Annotated in this window: 17 protein-coding genes; 3 read left to right on the top strand and 14 right to left on the bottom strand. The window is 37.2% G+C overall.

The genetic code is table 11. The features are described from left to right. Window positions 1-80 precede the first annotated feature (80 nt). From yfmH to DL897_RS05055, 10 genes are all read right to left on the bottom strand, one after another. Window positions 81-1,373, bottom strand: a complete 1,293-nt coding sequence (gene yfmH / locus DL897_RS05100) for an EF-P 5-aminopentanol modification-associated protein YfmH (protein WP_113658054.1) — start codon at window positions 1,371-1,373, stop codon at window positions 81-83. Beyond that, window positions 1,360-2,661: an EF-P 5-aminopentanol modification-associated protein YfmF gene (gene yfmF, locus DL897_RS05095; protein WP_113658053.1), complete on the bottom strand. Its 1,302-nt coding sequence runs from the start codon at window positions 2,659-2,661 to the stop codon at window positions 1,360-1,362. The genes yfmH and yfmF overlap by 14 nt, the downstream gene beginning before the upstream one ends. A gap of 222 nt (window positions 2,662-2,883) precedes the next feature. Further along, on the bottom strand, window positions 2,884-3,807 hold the full coding sequence (locus tag DL897_RS05090; protein ID WP_113658170.1) for an ABC transporter permease: 924 nt from the start codon (window positions 3,805-3,807) through the stop codon (window positions 2,884-2,886). A gap of 5 nt (window positions 3,808-3,812) precedes the next feature. Then, complete coding sequence (locus DL897_RS05085; RefSeq protein ID WP_276308555.1) at window positions 3,813-4,874, bottom strand: ABC transporter permease; 1,062 nt, start codon at window positions 4,872-4,874, stop codon at window positions 3,813-3,815. 4 nt (window positions 4,875-4,878) lie between these two features. Next, window positions 4,879-6,378, bottom strand: a complete 1,500-nt coding sequence (locus tag DL897_RS05080) for an ABC transporter ATP-binding protein (protein ID WP_113658169.1) — start codon at window positions 6,376-6,378, stop codon at window positions 4,879-4,881. Window positions 6,379-6,462: 84 nt separating this feature from the next. After that, the gene (locus DL897_RS05075) at window positions 6,463-7,491 is read right to left on the bottom strand and encodes a BMP family lipoprotein (RefSeq protein WP_113658052.1); all 1,029 of its coding nucleotides are present in this window, start codon (window positions 7,489-7,491) and stop codon (window positions 6,463-6,465) included. A 184-nt stretch (window positions 7,492-7,675) separates the two neighbouring features. Continuing rightward, on the bottom strand, window positions 7,676-9,991 hold the full coding sequence (locus DL897_RS05070) for an FtsK/SpoIIIE family DNA translocase (RefSeq protein ID WP_113658051.1): 2,316 nt from the start codon (window positions 9,989-9,991) through the stop codon (window positions 7,676-7,678). A 74-nt stretch (window positions 9,992-10,065) separates the two neighbouring features. Beyond that, entirely contained in the window at window positions 10,066-10,290 is a 225-nt protein-coding gene (locus DL897_RS05065) for a YlzJ-like family protein (RefSeq protein WP_113658050.1), read from the bottom strand. After that, window positions 10,287-11,009, bottom strand: coding sequence for a ClpP family protease (locus DL897_RS05060; protein ID WP_113658049.1), 723 nt, complete (start codon window positions 11,007-11,009; stop codon window positions 10,287-10,289). The genes DL897_RS05065 and DL897_RS05060 overlap by 4 nt, the downstream gene beginning before the upstream one ends. 310 nt (window positions 11,010-11,319) lie before the next feature. Then, window positions 11,320-12,138: a GPP34 family phosphoprotein gene (locus DL897_RS05055; protein WP_168188651.1), complete on the bottom strand. Its 819-nt coding sequence runs from the start codon at window positions 12,136-12,138 to the stop codon at window positions 11,320-11,322. A 293-nt stretch (window positions 12,139-12,431) separates the two neighbouring features. Between DL897_RS05055 and DL897_RS05050 the strand changes: the two genes are divergently transcribed. Both DL897_RS05050 and DL897_RS05045 read left to right on the top strand, forming a co-directional pair. Further along, on the top strand, window positions 12,432-13,520 hold the full coding sequence (locus tag DL897_RS05050; protein WP_113658047.1) for a class II aldolase/adducin family protein: 1,089 nt from the start codon (window positions 12,432-12,434) through the stop codon (window positions 13,518-13,520). Between the two features lie 18 nt (window positions 13,521-13,538). Beyond that, window positions 13,539-14,363 (top strand): SDR family NAD(P)-dependent oxidoreductase, encoded by an 825-nt coding sequence (locus DL897_RS05045; RefSeq protein WP_113658046.1) that lies wholly within the window; start codon window positions 13,539-13,541, stop codon window positions 14,361-14,363. On the opposite strand, the gene DL897_RS05040 is transcribed toward DL897_RS05045, so the two are convergent. From DL897_RS05040 to DL897_RS05025, 4 genes are all read right to left on the bottom strand, one after another. After that, window positions 14,360-14,539, bottom strand: coding sequence for a hypothetical protein (locus DL897_RS05040; RefSeq protein ID WP_113658045.1), 180 nt, complete (start codon window positions 14,537-14,539; stop codon window positions 14,360-14,362). The genes DL897_RS05045 and DL897_RS05040 overlap by 4 nt on opposite strands. An 89-nt stretch (window positions 14,540-14,628) precedes the next feature. Continuing rightward, on the bottom strand, window positions 14,629-14,994 hold the full coding sequence (locus DL897_RS05035) for a PqqD family protein (protein ID WP_113658044.1): 366 nt from the start codon (window positions 14,992-14,994) through the stop codon (window positions 14,629-14,631). 6 nt (window positions 14,995-15,000) lie between these two features. Next, entirely contained in the window at window positions 15,001-16,914 is a 1,914-nt protein-coding gene (locus tag DL897_RS05030; protein ID WP_113658043.1) for an OPT family oligopeptide transporter, read from the bottom strand. A 1,637-nt stretch (window positions 16,915-18,551) separates the two neighbouring features. After that, window positions 18,552-19,985, bottom strand: coding sequence for a cytochrome P450 (locus tag DL897_RS05025; protein ID WP_113658042.1), 1,434 nt, complete (start codon window positions 19,983-19,985; stop codon window positions 18,552-18,554). Between the two features lie 146 nt (window positions 19,986-20,131). Here DL897_RS05025 and DL897_RS05020 point away from each other — a divergent pair, with 146 nt between their 5' ends. Next, the gene (locus DL897_RS05020; protein WP_113658041.1) at window positions 20,132-20,740 is read left to right on the top strand and encodes a TetR/AcrR family transcriptional regulator; all 609 of its coding nucleotides are present in this window, start codon (window positions 20,132-20,134) and stop codon (window positions 20,738-20,740) included. The last annotated feature ends 37 nt before the right edge of the window (window positions 20,741-20,777 follow it).

Here is a 20,777-nt window from a genome sequence, read left to right as displayed (position 1 = left end):
CGTACCTTCTTTTTGGAAGATACGCTTGAAGTGTTGACAAATTTTCTTATATGGTTGGATTGTCAACAGTCTCACGCTTTCTAATTAATGGGTTGAACTAAGGATATAGCAAAACGATCCCAATGAATATGTTCTCGCATTCGACTATTCACATCTTCGAGTGTAAGCTGTTCCAGTATGGGAATCACTTGGAATAAGTCAATATCATTAAAACGATAACCTGTAAATTGATTGGCTATCCATTCGGGAAAGTTTAGAGAACGTAGTGCTGACCCAACCCGCTTTTTGCGAATCCGTTCGAAATCTTCGATGACAATCCCTTTTTGGACAAGCTTTGGAAGTTCACTTTGAATTCGAGCAAGAAGCTTATCTGGATGGGGTGTATCCCCTCCAATCAAAGAATGACCATATCCTTGCTCTAAAGAATAGTCAAAACCAAACTGCTCATCAATTAACCCTTCATCATACAAAGCTTGATATAGTTCTGATCCACTACCTAGCAACGCTTCAAGAGCGATTTTGGTCGCAAGGTCTTGTTTCAGCATCTCAATACCTGTTTTCCCTAGTGCTTGCTGACTTTCTTTAAAGCCAAACATACACTTTGAAATACCAACACTGAGTTTGATTTCTTTTCTTTTTTCTGCTACTTCATCTGGTTCTTCTTTAAAGTACCTCAGAATCTCAGCTTGAGGTTCAAACGACTTGGCAGCTTGATTGCTCTTAATCAGTTCCATGATTTGATTAGGATCTATCGATCCTACTACAAATAAAAGCATATTGCTTGGATGATAAAAAGTGTGATAACAGGTATACAGCATCTCTTTACTAATCTTAGAGATCGATTCGACTGTACCCGCAATATCGATTTTGACTGGATGATTTTGATACATTGCTTCAATAAGACCAAAATAAACTCGCCAATCAGGATTATCTTCATACATACGAATTTCCTGACCAATAATCCCTTTTTCTTTTTCTACGTTCTCATCTGTAAAATACGGACTTTGCACAAAGTCGATTAACGTTGTTAAATTTTGGGCAATATTTTCAGTGCATGAAAACAGATAAGCTGTCTTCGTAAAGCTTGTAAACGCATTTGCCGAAGCACCTTGACGTGAAAACTGTTGAAATACATCTTCTCCTGATTCTTGTTCAAACATTTTATGCTCTAAAAAATGAGCAATTCCATCGGGTACACTTACTTTTTCTTTTCCGCGAACCTGAAAAGTATTGTCTATTGAGCCATACTTCGTGGTAAAAGTGGCATAGGTTTTTGCAAAACCTTCTTTTGGTAAAATATATACCTCTAAGCCATTTGGCAACTTTTCATGAAATAGTGTTTCTTGAACCTGTTTATGTTCAATCTTTTGCATGTGGGTCTCCCCCCTGATCGCGTAAAAAATAGATCGTATCCAGTTGCACCTTCTCAGCAACTTTTTGAATATCTTCTTTCCTAACTCCCTTTATTTGTTCAAGCATATCTGATAAGGAACGATGAGTACCACTTAGTAGCGAATGGAAGTGGAAATTAATTAAATCATACGGACGATCTTGTTGTTCGCGAAACTGATTGGAGATTGTAGCTTTGGTCTGATTAATTTCATTTTCACTCAATTGACCTTGTTTCATTGCTTCCAGCTGTTCTTTTATTATAGCAACTGCTTTCTCATAATTACCAATTTCGATTCCTGACTGAATCGTAAGTAATCCTTTGTGACTTTCAATACTAGATGAAGCATAATAAGCTAAGCTAGCCTTTTCCCGTACATTTGTGAAAAGCTTCGAGTGAGGAAACCCACCTAAAATACCATTGTACATAATTAAGGCAGGATACTCTGGGTCGCTTGCTGTTATATGGGTTCTACATCCCATATTCAATTTTCCTTGTTTGACATCCATGCGATCAACAACTACTTTAACATCTTTAACGGATGGAGTTGTACTGGTTATTTGAATTGGATTTCGTGAAGCTGAAATAAAATCGGTTGGGAGTCGTTTTTCAAGCAGTTGTAAAATCTCTTCTGAAGAAACATTCCCTACACAATAAATGTCGATCGGGCAGGTATTTAAAACTTCTTGATAGTATGTATATAAATTTTGCGCGCCTATATTTGGTAAATCTTCTAGCCGACCATGATTAAATAAAGCATAGGGCTCATTTTTACACATTTCTTCCATACTTCTTTGCGCAGCATAACGAATCTTGTCATCACGTAAACTCTCTATCTTTTGCTTCAGAATCGTCTTTTCCTGATTTACATACGACTCTACAAAGCCATTATTTTCTATCTGCGGCTCTGTTAGAACATTACATAAAAATGAAAGTCCTGCTTGAAGTAGTGATTCTTTCTCCTGCAAGTACTGCTCATTGGCAATTTCTAAACCAAACTGGATAATATGCCGTTCACCACGTTTATACACATCACCAAATAAAATAGCACCATACAGATCTGCAAGTTTTCTTTTTAGAGATAAAGTAGATGGATAAGAGGCTGTTCCACGCTGCATGACATTTGGAAGCAAAGCAGTTTTCGTAAGCACATCTGGAGCGAGACGTTGTTGAATCAAAATCGACAAAGTTGTTGTTTTAAATTTAGGACTTGAATACACATGAACTCGCAGATTTCCCAAAGAAATGGTTTCAAATTGGGAGTATGTCACGTTGGCACCTCTCCTTCAACTAACATATATTTTCCATTATAGACCAACCCAAACAAGTTGGAAATCATTTGTAGCGTTTTTTTTAGTATATCCAAAAATTTTTTTACAAATCCACTTATACACTTCATATTCCAGCCTGAAACATATACTTTAAAGAAAATCACTCAGTAAGCCCCAAAAAATAACATCCCAAACCACTATATGATTTGGGATGTTATAGTCTTAACGACTACCTTTTTCAAATGGTTTACCTAGCGCTGAAGGGGCTACAGCTCGACCCACAAAGCTAGCTAATGCAATAATCGTCAAAACATAGGGTAGCATACTCAGTACTTCACTTGGAACGTATTTGGATAGCCCAATTAGCTGCCCCATTAAGGAAAGAGCTACCGCAAATCCAAAGAATGTTGCAGCTCCTAAGGCTCCAAAAGGATTCCATTTACCAAAAATCAGTGCAGCTAGAGCAATAAAACCTTGTCCAGCTACAGTTCCTTGGTTAAATTCACTCCCAATCGAAATGGATAAGCATGCCCCTCCAATAGCAGCTAACGCACCACTAATTAATACAGCTGTATAACGCATAGCAATTACACTTATACCAGCTGTTTCAGCCGCATGTGGATGCTCTCCTACTGCCCGAAGACGCATTCCAAACGTAGTTTTATATAAAATGATATAACTAAGAATTACAACCACGATAGCTATATAGGTAAAAGGAGACGCTTGAAAGATCGAAGGTCCAAGTATAGGAATTTTACTTAAACCAGGAATAGCTACCGCTTCTAACTTTTTCTGCACTGTAGGTGTCTGTCCGGCATCATACATAAACTTGACTAAGTAAACGGAAAGCCCTAAAGCTAAAAAGTTGATAGCAACCCCAATAACGACTTGATCTGCTTTAAATGTAATGGCTGCGACTGCATGAGGTAATGCTAAAATCACACCTGCAATCATCGCTGCTATTAAACCAATCCAGGGATTGCCAGTGCTAAGAGATGTAATAGCTGCGATAAATGCTCCCATCGTCATTAAGCCTTCTAGTCCAATATTAACTACACCGGAGCGTTCCGAAAACAAGCCCCCCATTGCTGCTAAGATGAGCGGTGTAGAATAAAGAACCGTCGTCTGAAGAATATTAGTTAACATATCAATCACGATTCTTTTGCCCTCCTCTTTTTCTTCACAGCTCCTAAAAGTATTCCAGAGATATTTGCTGCTACAAAGAAAATAATGGCTGCCACTACGACACGAATGAGTTCAGGAGGAACCTGGGCTACGTGTTCCATATTCTGTGATCCATAAGTTAAGACTCCAAACAATAATGCGGCTAAAATTACACCAATTGGCGTATTTGCTCCTAAAAGTGCAACCGCAATTCCATCAAATCCAATACCTGTAAATGCAGACTGAATCGCCATATATCCCTGAGTACCTAACAATTCACCAGCTCCAGCTAATCCAGCAAAAAAGCCACTGATAACCATGGATAAAATGATATTTCTTTTGACATTTATTCCTGCATACTCTGCTGCTGAAGGGTTATATCCAACGGCTCTTAGTTCATAACCTCTCTTAGTTTTCCATAACAGAATATACATAACAAAAGCCATAATCAGAGCAATGATAATTCCCAGATGCACCCTTGAGCTATCAAACATTTCCGAAAGGAAATCTACTCGTAAAGAAGCACTTTCTGGAATTTTTGGAGTTGAGTCAGTCCCTTGCTCGCTTAACCAGTTTCGAACTAACACATTGGATAAATAAAGTGCAATAAAGTTCATCATAATACAGATAATAACTTCATTCACACCGCGAACTGCTTTTAAAAAACCTGGAATAAACCCCCAAATAGCTCCAGCAATCCCGCCTACTAGAACCGCCACAATCATATGAAGAACAGGTGGTAAATTTAGCTTAATCCCTACTAAAAGGGATGCCAACTGTGCCACAATCATTTGACCTTCTACACCAATATTGAACAATCCTGTTCTAAAAGCAATGGCTACTGCTAAACCTGTAAGAATCAAAGGTGTAGTGGTTCGAATGGTTTCTCCTAGATCAAATGCTTGAAATAATGAACCTACAAATAGCGCTTGATATGCAGCGAAAGGATTATAACCTGCAACTTGCATAGCAATTGATCCAATAATCATTGCTAGAAAAATGGAAATTAAAGCCGTAACAATTGTCGATTGTTTATTTAGTTGAGACAATTTATTATCCCTCCTTCTTAGAGCGACCAGCCATTAATAATCCTAGCTCTTCTTCCGTCGTTGTTTTTGGATCTACCCATCCAATAATTTTCCCTTCATAAATTACAGCAATTCGATCACTGAGTTTCAATATTTCATCTAGCTCGAAAGATACTAATAATACTGCTTTTCCTTTATCACGGTGTTCAATAATCCGCTGATGAATAAATTCAATAGCCCCTACATCCAAACCACGAGTTGGTTGAGCCGCAATTAATAAATTGGGATTTCGATCGATTTCCCGGGCAATAATAGCTTTTTGCTGGTTTCCACCAGATAAAGACCGTGCTAATGTTTGCTGGCTTGGTGTTCGCACATCATACTCCTCAATTAATCGGGTCGCATATTTATCCACTTCACGATATTGCATGATCAACCCTTTGGAAAACGGTGGCTTATAATAAGTTTGTAAAACCATATTCTCACTAATGGAGAAGTCCAATACGAGACCTCTTTTATGCCGATCCTCTGGAATATGACCGACACCAGCTTCTATAATTTTCCTTGTTCCAAGAATATTGATCTTTTTTCCATTCAATTGAATTAATCCATCTTTCACAGGCATTAAACCTGTAATCGCTTCAATCAATTCTGATTGACCATTTCCGTCAACCCCTGCAATACCTACAACTTCGCCAGCTCGAACCTCTAATTCAAGACCATCGACTACATGGATGCCTCGATGATCCTCTACAACCAGGCTCTTCACTTCCAATACTTTTTCACCTGGCTTAGCTTCTTCTTTATTAACCTCAAATGATACCTCACGACCTACCATCAGTGCAGCCAGTTCATTTTCATCCGTATCGGCTACATTGACAGTATCAATTACTTTACCACGACGAATAACTGTAACACGATCACATACACTCATAATTTCTTTCAATTTATGTGTAATAAAAATAATAGTTTTGCCCTCTTTAATTAGATTACGCATAATCTCAATTAACTCTTCAATTTCTTGCGGAGTTAATACCGCTGTAGGTTCATCAAAAATGAGAATATCTGCCCCACGATACAATGTTTTTAAAATCTCTACTCTCTGTTGCATGCCTACTGATATCTCAGAAGCTTTCGCTCGCGGATCTACTTTTAGACCATACTGATCAGATAACTGTTGAATTTCTTTCTCTGCTTTTTTATAATCAATAAACCCAGATGAAGTACGTTCGTCCCCAAGAATAATATTCTCAGTTACCGTAAATGGTTGTACTAACATAAAATGCTGGTGAACCATACCTATCCCTAATTTATTAGCAACAGTAGGTCCTGTAATCGTTACTTTTTTATTTTTTATTTTGATCTCGCCTTCTTCAGGTTGATATAGACCAAATAGAACATTCATCAAAGTAGATTTCCCTGCTCCATTCTCACCTAATAGTGCATGAATCTCTCCTTGTTTGACTGTCAAATGGATATCATCATTCGCTACTATTCCTGGAAAGCGCTTTGTGATCCCAACCATTTCAACCGCATTCACTTCAATTTCACCTCCATATAAACTAGAACAAAAAAGGCTAGCTATAGGCTAGCCTTTATTTTTTTTTAATTATTTAAAGGACTTTAGCTCATTCTCATCTTTTGGGACTTTGATTTCGCCTTTGATGATTTTTTGCTTAAACTCTTCAACTTTTTTCTTAACATCATCACTCATATGCTTACTATCAGCGAGTCCTAAAGCATCTTCTTTAAAACCAAGATCTAAATGTTTCCCAGCCTCGAGTTTTTTATCCTTAAGATCCTTCGTAATATTAAAAATTGCAGTATCTACACGCTTAACCATCGACGTTAAGGTATGATCAGGCGCTAAAGCGGATTGATCCATATCTACACCAATTGCCCAGAATTTACCTTTTTCTCTCGTTTTAACTTCATCAAATAATCCTTTACCTACGCCACCTGATGCGTGGAAAATGACATCAACGCCGCCATTATACATATTTTTAGCAAGCGAACGACCTTTAGTTACGTCTGTGAAACTTTCTGCATAAGCAACTTGTACCTGTGCTTTTGGATTTGCTGCTTGTACACCCGCTCTGAAACCGGATTCAAACTTCTTAATAAGAGGAGAGCTAATTCCACCGATATAGCCAATTTTATTGGATTTCGTCGTTAAAGCTGCTGCTACACCCGCTAAGAAGGAACCTTCATGCTCTTTAAAGGTAACAGCAATCACGTTTTTTGGAACTTTACCACCTAGGTTACTATCCACAATTCCAAAGTGAACTTTTGGGAATTGATCAGCAACTTCTGGGATTGGCTTTTCAAATTTAAAACCAGTTGCCCAAATAATATCCCGCTTTTCCCGAGCAAACTTGGTTAGGTTTGGCACATAATCTTCATCACGTTTGGATTCTAATGCTTTAATATCAACTTTCAATTCTTTTTCTGCTCTTTTTGCGCCTTCCCAAGAAATTTGGTTGAATGATTGATCATTAAGCCCACCTGTGTCTGTCACCAGACCTAGTTTAAACCCCGCATTTTTGTCATTTCCTCCGCCTTGCTGACTAGTGCTACATCCTGCTGCGAGAACGAGTACAGAACTTAGCATTAGTGCAAGCCAAGATCTCTTTTTCATCAAAAAGTTCCTCCCTTTATCTATTTTTCACAGCATGTTTGTAAAGTAGAATAGTATGTATAACACGCTGTACGAAATTAGGATAATTTTATGATATAGAAACTATAAATACAACGAAATAGATACAAAAGCATTTCTTCAAAAAATTACCCCTTATATTTATATCATGTGTTTTGCATTTGCGCTACTTTCTATTTGACGAAATTTCTTCTTTTCCAATTAATACCTCTCTGGGTTTACTTCCTTCATAAGGTCCTACAATACCATTGGCTTCCATCATATCTATTAATCTAGCGGCTCGGGTATATCCAATCCGTAAACGTCGTTGCAATAGCGAAACAGAGGCCATCTTCGCTTCGACAACCACCTGTACAGCTTGTGGATATAATTCATCTGTCACCTCTTGCTTTGTCCCTGTTTCTGTAGATGGAATCATTTTTTCATCATAAACTGGTTTTTGTTGTTCTTTAACAAACTTTACCACAGACTCTACTTCTTCATCTGATACATAAGACCCTTGAACACGGATCGGCTTTGAAGCTCCTGTAGGCAAATACAACATATCCCCACGCCCTAGTAGCTTCTCTGCTCCACCCATATCTAAGATTGTACGTGAATCCGCTTGTGAGGAGACTGTAAAGGCGATTCGTGATGGGATATTCGCCTTAATTACTCCCGTAATTACATCTACTGAAGGTCGCTGAGTAGCAATGATTAAATGGATTCCCGCTGCACGAGCCATTTGGGCAAGACGACAAATTGCATCCTCTACATCAGCAGGAGCCACCATCATTAAATCAGCTAACTCATCGATAATAACTACAATATAAGGAAGTTTTTCACTTACATCCTCTTTAAGCTGATTATAACGTTCAATCTCTCGTGCACCACTTTTGGCAAATAGTTCATAGCGTCTTTCCATCTCATGAACTACTTTTTTGAGTGCCATAGCTGCTTTACGTGATTCTGTAACAACAGGTGTTAATAAGTGGGGAATTCCATTATAAACATTTAACTCTACCATTTTAGGATCAATCATCATTAACTTCACTTCATTGGGTTTAGCCTTATATAAAATACTAAGAATAATACCATTAATACATACACTCTTTCCTGATCCTGTTGCTCCAGCAACTAGTAAGTGAGGCATTTTACCTAGTTGTCCTAAAACGGGTTTGCCCGTAATGTCCTTCCCGATTGAGATACTTAGTTGTGGCCAGTTTTCAAAGGAAGCACTTTCTAATACATCTCTTAAACTTACAACAGCAATTTCAGGATTAGGAACTTCGATTCCAATGGCCGATTTTCCAGGAATAGGTGCTTCGATCCGTATATCCTTTGCTGCTAACGCTAAAGCGAGATCATCAGCCAAATTTACAATACGACTTACTTTTACACCCACTTGTGGCTGAATCTCATAACGGGTAACTGTCGGACCCCGATGAATATGAATAACTTTAGCTTCGACCCCAAAACTAGCCAAAGTCTTCACAAGTATTCTTGCATTTGAACTTAAATCCTGTTTATCACTATTATTTCCTTTTTTCACCTTTTGCAATAAATGATAAGGAGGTAAAAGATAGTTTTTCATATCCACATTTGTTTCTAACTGAACTTCAACTCCTGCTTTTTCCTCCTCTTTTTCCTTCTTCTCTAGCTCTTTCTCAACTTGCTCTGCTTCTAAAGGTAGAGTTAATTGCTGTGGTGGTTCTTGATCATGATTCATTTCTAAAGATTCTTGATCTTGATAGTCAGAGATGGTAGGAGGTACATCCTCCAACTCTTCTTCTTTGAAGTAAGGAAAAGGGATTTCCTTCTTATTGGAATGTTTTTTCTTATGTTTTTTTGACTTTCCTACAAGATACTTCTGTTGTAAATACCTTGCTAACCAGCTCTTTAATTGTCTTTTATGCCCTTTTAGTACTTTCTTTCCACTTTGAAATAGCCAAACGTAAGAAAATCCTGTGATTAGTAACACTCCTGTTAAAATTAACACAATCGTTACAATCATTGTCCCCACATCATCAAATAAAAAGTGGGCTAAGCCATAAATGATTGCCCCAATCATGCCTCCACCCACATCTTTCGTTGCTTCTGTCGCTCTTTCCTTTAAGAGCATCTCCCATGTTGTATCGATCACTGTAAAAACAGAATCTGTCTGAGTAAGGCCACTCGCTTCTAGTTTTTCAAAAGTAAAATAATGATTCAACATTAACAGAGCCAACAAAATATTTAAAATTCCTGTTAGGCGGGGGGACCAACCTTTCGGCCACTCCCGTCTCACCATCACATAGATAGCTACACCAATCGCACATAAAGGAATAATAAAGTCCCACATCCCTACGATAAATCGAGCTAAGTAGGTTAAATTTCTTCCGATTGCACCATAGCTTGCTAAAGTAATCAATGCAAGAGCAAGAATGATCAATCCATAGATTTCAAATAAGATCTCTTTTTTTATTTGTGTCTGGCGAGCCGATTGTTTCTTTTTTCTAGCCATCCTACCACCTTCTCTTTTTAACCATCCATAAAATTTATTATAGCATGGTCCGCTCGCCAACAGAAAAAACACTTCTAAATTTTTGGAATCAATTGTAGTATATTACCAGGTTGTAAGCGGGGATCTAAGTAATGCATTGGATTCCCGCTTAAAAGTCTTACAATTTTCAATTCCATAGTTGGATTTATTTCTACTAACATCTGCACTCCGTCAATCATCACTTCTCGAAGAGACGATGATGCTGACTCCTCTGGATTATAAAAAATCAGCTCAGGAGGTAATGGTGTATAGTGGATCATTGTAATAACTCTCCTTTATTTTTTTTGATCAAGCGATTTAATTCGATCATCGCATCGGAAATCCCACCCACTCGATCAATGAGCCCCATATTTACGGCATCTTTCCCAACCACATTGGTACCAATATCCCTAGCCAGCTCACCCGTACGAAACATCAAATCGCGTAATTTTTCATCATCAACTTTTGAATGTCTAGCAATAAACTGAATCACCCGATCTTGCATTTTTTCGATATACTCAAATGTTTGGGGAACCCCTATGACTAAACCATTCAATCGGATTGGATGTATCGTCATGGTAGCTGTTTCTGCAATAAAGGAAACATCTGATGAAACGGCAATCGGAACACCGATACTATGCCCTCCACCTAGTACGATGGATACGGTTGGCTTGCTCATAGAAGCGATCATCTCTGCAATCGCTAAACCTGCTTCTACATCCCCTCCTACTGTATTTAATACGATGACCATTCCCTCGATTTTCGGGTTTTGTTCTGCTGCAACAATTTGGGGAATAACATGTTCATACTTGGTCGTTTTATTTTGGGGTGGCATAACTAAATGTCCTTCAATCTGCCCAATTACTGGTAAACAATAAATATTCGATTCTAGAGAAGGTACCGTCGTTTGTCCAAGTTGCTGGATCGATTGCATCACATTTTTCTTTTTCAGTTCCTCTTCGATTGACGGATTCTGCTCATTTTGTAGCTGATTAATCATTTTTAGTCTCCTTTTAGTTGTAGTTCGTTTATAGATAGTATGTACGAATCTTCATCGACTTATCGACTTTTTATTTCTAAATCAATAGCAAAAAAGCTCTCATAAACTTCAGGCAATCATATAAGGGCTGCTTATAAGGGACAGAAAACGAAGCAAAAAGGTTATTTTTTAATCATTCCTCCTATCTCGATTAATAATATCAACCATTACAAATGGAAATAACCCGCCTTTTAGACGGGCTATTTCCTGTAAAATCTCTTTTCATGGGGGTTCCTAAGCTTTCTTTTCTTGACGAAAAGGCAGGAGAAGTTTAGTCAAAGATCTCAGACAAAAATTCTCCAACAGCCTCTATGAATCCTTCTTCATCTTCGTCATCATCACCTTCTTGGTTATCATTATCTTCTTCTCTATCATTTTCATAGATAGCTTCATCATCTTCTTCATCTGTCTTCCGTTTTACTTTATTCTTCTTTTTAGGAGCTTTTGTTCCTGTACTGAGCAATTGACGAATCCAGCCTTTAATTTCTTGATTTTCTGTTAGATATAGATCTAGAATCTGATTTATTTTACGTTGTATATCTTTAGAGAAATAATAGTCTACTACCTTTGTAATCTTAAGCAGAAGGTATAAAGCAAAAGTTTGCTTGGTTAGTGGTTCATCTCCCATTAGTTCTTTTTTCATTTGCTTTATCATACTTTCGGTAGTATCTGTTTCCAAGTGATAGATGGTTTTTGTCATCACTAAATAAACCTGTTTTTCCTCTATATCAAATAATAAGTCTTTATTTTTCAATCTGTCTAAAATATCCGAATGAATTTTATGAAGGAGTTCCTCACGTGCTTTAAAAAAGTCAACCCAAGATTTGAGCTTTCTTGCTAGTAAAGGATTGGGATCAGATAAAGCTTTAATGACCAAATTCATATATTTAGGTTGATCTAAAGGAGGTTGAACAAATTCAACTACACGTCGATCATTTATTTGAATACACTTCTCCATCAGAAGCTCAATCAATATCGCATACATATTCTTTTCTTCTTTGTATTCTTCAGCAAATACGTCTTCATCATGATTCAGTCCATTCATATAAAGTAAAGCAAATTTCTCTGTAAGAGTAAGTGAATCTCTCATAATGGCCTCCATTTTCTTATGGTTAAATATAGAATTAATATTTCATTAACATTTAAGATTATATTTATATCCGATAAATCTATCAACAAAAAATATCACTACTCATTAAACTTTAAAAAACAAAAGGACTCTTTTAAACTCAGACAATTATCAAGTAGCTACTTTATATATTTTAATTTTCAATTTTACATATCCTCTGTACATAAAAAGTAATCTTTTCAAGAAATCACTCCTTATAAATTTAAAATCATTGGTAAAAATAACTAACACGACTCTGAATGGAGGAATTTCTTATGCAAACATTTACCATGATAGGTAACTCAAAAAAAACCCTTACATTAGATCGCTTTGCTACAGGCTTAAAACGTATTATGCAAACCAATGGGTATAATTTTGTAGAAGAATCGTATCCAGATGTTCAACTCGTATTTAACTTTGTTGATCCGGCTGACCCACAATACTTTCGTAGAAAAGGAAAAGGAACCTTTGTATTAAGTATTGTGGAAAATAATCAACCCACTCAACATATATTACAAAAAGCCTATCCACTTCTTATACGCTCACTTGGTAACATGATGATCTATCTCGATCGTTCATCTGTCCCACATCAAACATATTTTGTTACTTTGGAGCAAGGATGTTATTCGACAAAACATAAGGAAGCAAGCCCTGATTACTTTCAGGAAGTTTTCAATCGCATTCGTCCACTTGCTACTTCACAGTTAGTGATTGATAATATTTTTATTCCAGACTTACCACAAGACTTATGGCAGGGAGATGAGATTACTTCAAGCTTACGTAAAGCCGGACAAAAATTAGATCAATTGAATCTTCTCCCTACACCATTTCCGATTGATCAACTTTTATCCCCCAAAGAGCTTCGTCATATTCAACGTCTATATGGAATTGGTGGACTTAGCTATGGGAATCTAAGTGCACGCAAACAGAAAAATGAGTTTTGGATGAGCGCCAGTGGAGTAAATAAGGCCTCTTTAACCGAGATCGGTCGCGATATCCTATATATCAAATCGTTTAACGACAAAGATTTATCAATGGAAATCAGCGTACCACCTCATGTTACTCCTCGTCGAGCCTCTGTCGATGCCATTGAACATTGGATGATCTATACTGAACATCCAGAGGTAGGGGCTATTGTACATATTCATGCTTGGATGGAAGATATCCCTTCTACAGAAATTAACTATCCTTGTGGAACCATTCAGCTGGCTGAGGCGGTCGCAGAGCAAATCCGTCAGGCAGAAGACCCCACACGTGCAGTGGTTGGTTTAAAAAATCATGGTCTTACAATCACAGGAAAGAGTCTCGAAGATATCTTTGAACGGATTGAAGGTCGTATCTTACCCCAAGTTCCCATGTCATAAATAAAGGATATAAAATAGATGACTAAAAAGATTGTTCTCTTAACCGGTGCATCGAGCGGGATTGGTGAAGCCATAGCAAGGAAACTGGTTAGAACCCATCAGTATTTCCCACTCCTAGTCGCACGCCGACTGGATAAGCTCCAATCCCTTGCTCATGAATTGGAATGTGACTATTTTGTAACGGATATTACACAACAGGAGCAAGTAAAAAAACTAGTCCAGTATGCATATAGCAAATACGGACAGATCGATATTCTGATTAATAATGCTGGGTATGGGACATTTGGTGGTACATTAGAAACTTCCTTTACTGATTATCAAGGAATTTTAGAGACCAACTATTTGGCAACTGTTCGCTTAATCCAAGCAATCTTACCCTCTATGCTGGGTGCAGGCGGGGGAAAAATCATTAATATTGCTTCCATCGCTGGGCTAACAGGCGTTCCCAATTTATCAGCTTATTCCGCTTCTAAATTTGCATTGATCGGATTTTCTGAGTCCCTACAGCTTGAATATGGATCTCAAATTCAAGTAGGTATCTTGTGTCCTGGTCCTGTACAAACACCTTTCTTCCAAGGTAAAGATCCTAAAACTCTTTTTCCATCCTTAATTGCACGTCAATTACTCGATCCAGAGACAGTCGCTAATGAAACGATCAAACTTATCGACCGACCTCGAGTGAAAGTTATCCCAAAGAAGCTATTTTGGCTGCTTCTTTTCAAACGGATTGCTCCAAAACTTTATATGGCTCTATGTAAAAAGATGTATGATTCTTTCTTTACACAGCAAAAGTCGTTCTCCACCGTTGAAAATGGACTTTCTATAAATAAAGAGAGTGGCTAGTCATTTTGACATGGCCACTCTCTTTGATTCGTAGAAGTTATTTCCTCAAATTCGTCTATTTCTTGTATTTCTGTAGGAAGCTGGTGTGTTCGATAAAAACCTACTACAAACAAAGTACCTATAAAAAGTACATCAAGGATCACAATCATCCATTTAAACCAAAGCGCCAATTGCATCCAATCACATCCAGCATTTATTTATATCATTAACATGTGTGATTTTCACGGATCTCATGCATATATGTATAAAAAAGAGGCTGACCTTTTTAGTCAGCCTCTTTCCAAGTAATCCAACCATTAACCTCCATGATTTGAAGAAATTGAACTAATCGAGGTAATACTGGTTCTGCTTCTTCACCAAAGTGATCGATTAATTTCTCTTGAATTTCTTCGACACGATGCTTTCCATCACAGCAACCAATCACAAAACTTCCTAAACGATCAAGTCGTACACGAATATGTGAAGGTTGCTTTAAAAAGCGAACGGAAAGTCGTTCAATAAAACTCGTTCGTGGAATAACCACTTGGACGGTTTCTTCATCAATGGATTCAAGTTGATATAGTTCTTTTAAAACAGGGATTTTATCCAAGACATTTTCTTTACCTTTTTTTTTCAGGAAAGAATTGGACATTATCTTTTACCCTTCCTGTTTTTTCTTACTGGATTTTACCGATATCCACCATAAGACTGCACCTAATGCAATAAAGAGTACAAATGGTAATAGCATACTATCTATTTTTGCAGGTGCATCTGGGTTCACAATACCAGGAACAATTAAGAGAGCAACAACCACACTAATTAAAGCTTCCCCGGCAATTAAACCAGATGCAAATAAGGTTCCTCTTTCGCTACGCTCAGCTTTTAGCTTTGGTTCTTTGCTAAAGCGCTCCGTTAACCAACGAATGGCTCCACCGATCATAATCGGTACACTTGTTGCAAGTGGTAAGTAGAAACCAACCGCTACCGTTAAAGAGTTTAATCCTAAAAACTCGATTGAGATTGCAAGCGCAGCACCGATAAAGATTAATTCCCAAGGTAAATTTCCATCCATTAATCCTTCAATGATCATCTTCATGAGTACGGCTTTAGGAGCTGGTAGAGCGTCACTACCCAAATGATAGGCTTGATCAAACAATATAAGGATAAATCCAATGGTTAAACCACTTGCAACTACTCCAATCATCATAGCGAGCTGCTGTTTCCAAGGAGTAGCTCCCACTAAATAACCTGTTTTTAAGTCTTGAGAAATGTCACCAGCGATGGCAAGCGCCATACAAATAATAGCTGCTGTAATTAGTGCTGTTGCCATTCCTTTGGTTCCAGACATTCCCATTGCTTTATAAATCACAGTTACAATTAATAAGGTAGCAATAGTCATACCAGAAACGGGCAACGATGAACTTCCTACAATTCCGACAACCCTTGATGCTACAGCCACAAATAAGAATCCAAATATCGCGATAGCAATAGCTCCAACAATGCCAATATGCGTCATCGGATTAAAAGCAATCACTAAAATCACTGCGATAATTCCAATGACTAACCATTTACCCGATATGTCTTGATCTGTACGTTCGAGAGTTCGCACACCTCTACCTTTTCCTCTCAGACCGATGACTGTATCGCGAACAGAAGTAAATAGAGTTGGAAGTGTTTTGATTAAGGTGATAATTCCTCCCATCGCCACAGCTCCCGCACCAATATAGCGGATATAATTACCATAAACATCACCTGCGACCATCTTTCCAATCGTTATGTCTGCAGGGAAGATCACCCCGGTATTGCTAGCTCCAAAGAAACTAATGAGTGGTACGAAAACGAGTGATGCAAGCAGTCCACCTGCAATCATTTCACCAGCAATTCGTGGTCCGATAATATAACCGACCCCAAGCATCGCTGGCATAGCATCCATCCCAACAACAGCATTTTTAAGACCAACTACTTTGGCCTCAACAGAAGTTTTAAATAACTTAAATCCATCTCCCAGTGCTTTAAATAATCCACCAATAATAAATCCTGAGAAGATCAGACGAGCACTATTCCCACCTGTTTCTCCCGATTTCAAAACCTCTGCACAAGCGGTTCCTTCAGGATATGGTAATGTTTCATGCTCTTTGACGATAAGTAAGCGTCTAAGTGGAACCATCATTAGTGTACCCATAATTCCACCTGTAATCGCGATGAATACAATCAATAGTTGACTAGGCTTTAAATCCCATAAAAACAAAGCAGGAATCGTAAAAATCGCTCCGGCAGCCACCGCTTCACCGGCAGTTGTCATCGTTTGAACGATATTATTCTCCAAGATCGATTTTCGACGAAAAATTCCTCGTAAAATAGCCATGGAAATAACAGCAGCTGGAATCGAAGCACTTACGGTTAGACCTACTTTTAGTCCTAGATAAGCATTCGCAGCTCCAAAGATAATTGCTAAAATAATCCCAAAAATAATGGCAACAGCAGTTAATTCAGGTAACGACTTCGAAGCAGGAATGTAAGGAACAAACTTCGATGAAGAAACTGAATCCTGTTTAGTTTGTGTTGCTTTCAATGGTAGTCCTCCTCTTCTGTAAAAATATCTAAAATTAAATTGTTAAGATAATTTAAAGGAAAAAATAATACCCTTTGTCCTCTTCCTAAAAATTATGAATTTAACAATTTAATAAAAAGTGATTAATAATAATTGAATTACAATAAATAGTTTAACAATTTGTAGATACTAAATGTTATCTCCGAAAAAACTAAACCAGAATATGTTTAATATATTATATAAATCACTAATAAAAATCAATAATAATATATTAATTTCCAAGTATAAATATAAAAAAACCAGTTATTATCATATAAATAAGTACATATACATAATATTCATTAAACATAAATAACATGAAAATAATTGTATTCCATAGTAAATCTGTTAATTAACTTAAGACTATCTACTCTATTCATCACAACAAAAAAAGCCATGATCCTTGAATTTAAAGGATCACGGCAATGTAATAAGAGTCGAAAAGGCATTCATTGTTGCAAACATCCATCCAAATCATGCCTTAAAACTTAAACCCTTCAATTTCGATTTTGTAACAATGAACCTCTCCCACTTACGCTAAGAAGTGGGAGTTTCTTACCATCAGAATCAAGAAGCTCTCACGTATCGAAGGGTTTCCCTTCGATACTCGATCCAAGTGATCGGAAAGTCATCTGGATTCCTAAGTAAGCAACAGGTACAAAAGGGATGTACTAGGGTCGGAACAGACCATCTACTACTTCTCGCTAAGCGATCCGTAGATACGTTTGTTTCGTGGAAACATCGAGGTGAAATAAGTAGGCAAAAAACAATTCTGAAAAGAGAAAAAATGGTCAGACTTGCGAGAGGGTCAAAAAACCTCCCTCTCTCGTCTGACCCGTAATTCATCTCGCCGCTTATAGAAGCGGGAGATTTCTTACGCAAGTATGTTAAATTCATAGAAGTCGTTATCCATCGCCTTTAATAGTGGGATCTATAAAAAACCCGATGCTTATAGTCATAAAAAGATGGGAATTTAATTTCGTTTAAAATTTCATGTTATGTTACTGTAGGTACCCAAGATGAAAGAGAAAAATGATAGGGGGGACTGAAAATAGTCAGAAGAAAATCCAAAACAATAATTATCACTGTGATTCTGGTTAGGAGTAAAATTATATTATAAAATAACTAGGAGGTGCTTAGAATAATCGGCGATCCTCCAAGTGTTAGTTAATTCATTTGATTTTAAAATGAGGTGTTACCATGATTAGTGACCCACCAGAAGGATAATTTAAATCAATTTGTTGTTATAAGAAGATGAGCTGCATAACGATGAGTAAATGACTGAAAATATTGATTAATAATATACAATTTTAACTATCTACATTTATTCCTCCTTCAGTATTTTTACATTTTGTATTAGCTTTAAGTTTCTCTACACGTATGGTCACCAATACAATACTTATTTAGACAGGATAAATTGTTATCCTGTCTCTTTTGTGAGATAAAAGTAGGGTAATTATTTTAATGCTAGGTAACTGTAGCATAAATAACGGGGATGACTCAAAAGGTTGGGAGTCATCCCTTTCTCTACAATATATAGCTGATCTTGAATTCGAATTAAATTAGTACGATATGTTGTTTGAAAATCTCTTTCTTTTTGCTTTTGCGTCGTCTTCTTATTATAGAGATGAACTTATAGGTATATCTATCAATTCATGAATTGTTCCACGAATAGGTGCTTGTGATACCTGACCGTCTTGTGGGGAAATGTTCATTGGCATTCCATAAACTGGTCTCATCATTAAATTGGGTTGAATCTTAGTATGAGGGACAACTGAAAAACGGTACTTTTGTAATAGGATAGCTAAGACGACTTTTATTTCCTGTATAGCAAAACTCCAACCAATACACATATGCTGCCCAGCACTAAATGGAAGATATTCATAGGGTGATCGTTTGATCGTAGCCCAACGTTCGGGTTTGAAGCAATTGGGTTCATCATATAGTTCAGGTAATCGATGTGTAACAAATTGACTATAGTATATATTTGAACCTTTAGGAAGCTGATAACCCCCTAAAGTACATGGAGCCGTAGCAATCCGAATTCCGATGCTTGCAGGAGGAAGTAAGCGTAAGCTTTCCTTCACTACTCCTTCGAGCAAAGATAATTGGCTGAGCTGTTCCACGGTTGGTGGATTTCCATGTAGTTTATCGTTTAGCTCTGCTAAGAGTTTTTGGTGAATATTAGGATGTTGACTGAGAAGGAAAATTATCCATGTTAGAGCATTGGCTGTCGTCTCATGTCCAGCGACAAATAAAGAGAAAGTGTGACCGATTAACTCCTCGTCACTTAATTTGGTACCATCTTCATCATGAGCTTGGATCAGAGAGGCGAGTACATCTTGTGCATTTGGCTGAGCTCGTTTTTGCTTGATCAGGGAACGAACATACATTTCCAATTGTTCGGCATAACGCACTGTCCGACGATAGGGGGTGCCAGGTAGATCAATAGGGGCTGCGATGACTAAGGGTAAAGATTTGGTCAGACCTTGAATGAATGCGCCGGCTCGTTCTAGTTCTGTTTCATTGTACAATCCAAAGAGTGTCTTGACAGCGATACGCTGAGTTAATTTCTTCATTTCTATATTTAGATCAATGCGAGTTTGATCTTTCCATTCATTGACTAGTTGTTCTGTAAGATAAACCATATCTTGCAAGTATTGAATAATCTGTTGTCTATGAAAAGCAGGTTGTATTAAACGACGATGTTGTTTGTGTTTTTTACCTGTCATTAATGATAGGTTATTAAAAAACATACGACCCAGTGCTGTATCGCGTGGTACTTTTGCGACAGTGGAGGGACTCACCTCAAATAAATCTGAATTTGTGAGAATCTGATAATTTAATTCAGGTCCGAAAGCAAAGACATTTGAGGGGTTTCCTTGTTCAAGTCCGACCAGATTGCCATAGGTTTGATATAACCAACGTGAGTACCTAAACGGATGACGATAAAACTTAAGCATATTTATTCTCCAGCCAAAAATCGCCTTTGGACCCGGAATGATTGGTAGAGGTGGTGTATTGTTTGTATTGGTGTGATGGGTTTTGCTCATAGATACACCCCATTTGAATGAAATGAATAAATTTAGTATATATTATTCATAATATATCATTTCTTCTACGCAAACAATAGTGTTTTGAAATATTTAAATTGATTCATTACAAATCATTTAGTATATTAGTGCCGAGGTGATAAATAATGGATGGATATCAACTTCGTACAGAAAAGAAGAAAGAACAAATCATTAGAGCTTCATCCGAACTATTTTCTACATATGGAGTAGAAAAGGTTAGTATAAATGAAATAGCTAAGAAGGCAAGAGTCTCACCAGTAACTATTTATAATTATTTCGGAAACAAAGAAGTGCTTATTAGAAGTGTAATGGTTAATTTAATGAACAAAACGATGGAAACATACGAAAAAATATTAGAGGAGAATCTTCCATTTCCGAATAAAATGGAGAAAATTATATTTGATCATCCTAATACAGTGAAAGAGCTAAATTTTGACTTTATTCGTGCTAACGTGAACGATTCAGCTTTTCGAGCATTCATTGAGGATTTTTATAGAGAGAAAACGATTCCCTTTTTTAGAAAAATGATTGATTTAGGAAAGAAAGAAGGGTATATAGACCCATCTATTTCAATGGAGGCGATTTTGTTTTACATTCAGATATTTAAAGAGGCATTAGCTCAACCAGAACTTTTTTCTTATACAAATCAGGGAATACTTCAGGAGATCAATCGACTTTTTTACTATGGCTTAATGGGAAAATCTCAAAGGAGTGAAACTAAGCACGATGAATGAAGGGGTTATTTTTGATAAAAATCATAGGGAGAATCTC

It is taken from the genome of Thermoflavimicrobium daqui (assembly GCF_003313465.1).
Lineage (GTDB): Bacteria > Bacillota > Bacilli > Thermoactinomycetales > Thermoactinomycetaceae > Thermoflavimicrobium > Thermoflavimicrobium daqui.
This window is presented reverse-complemented; position numbering and strand designations above follow the sequence as displayed.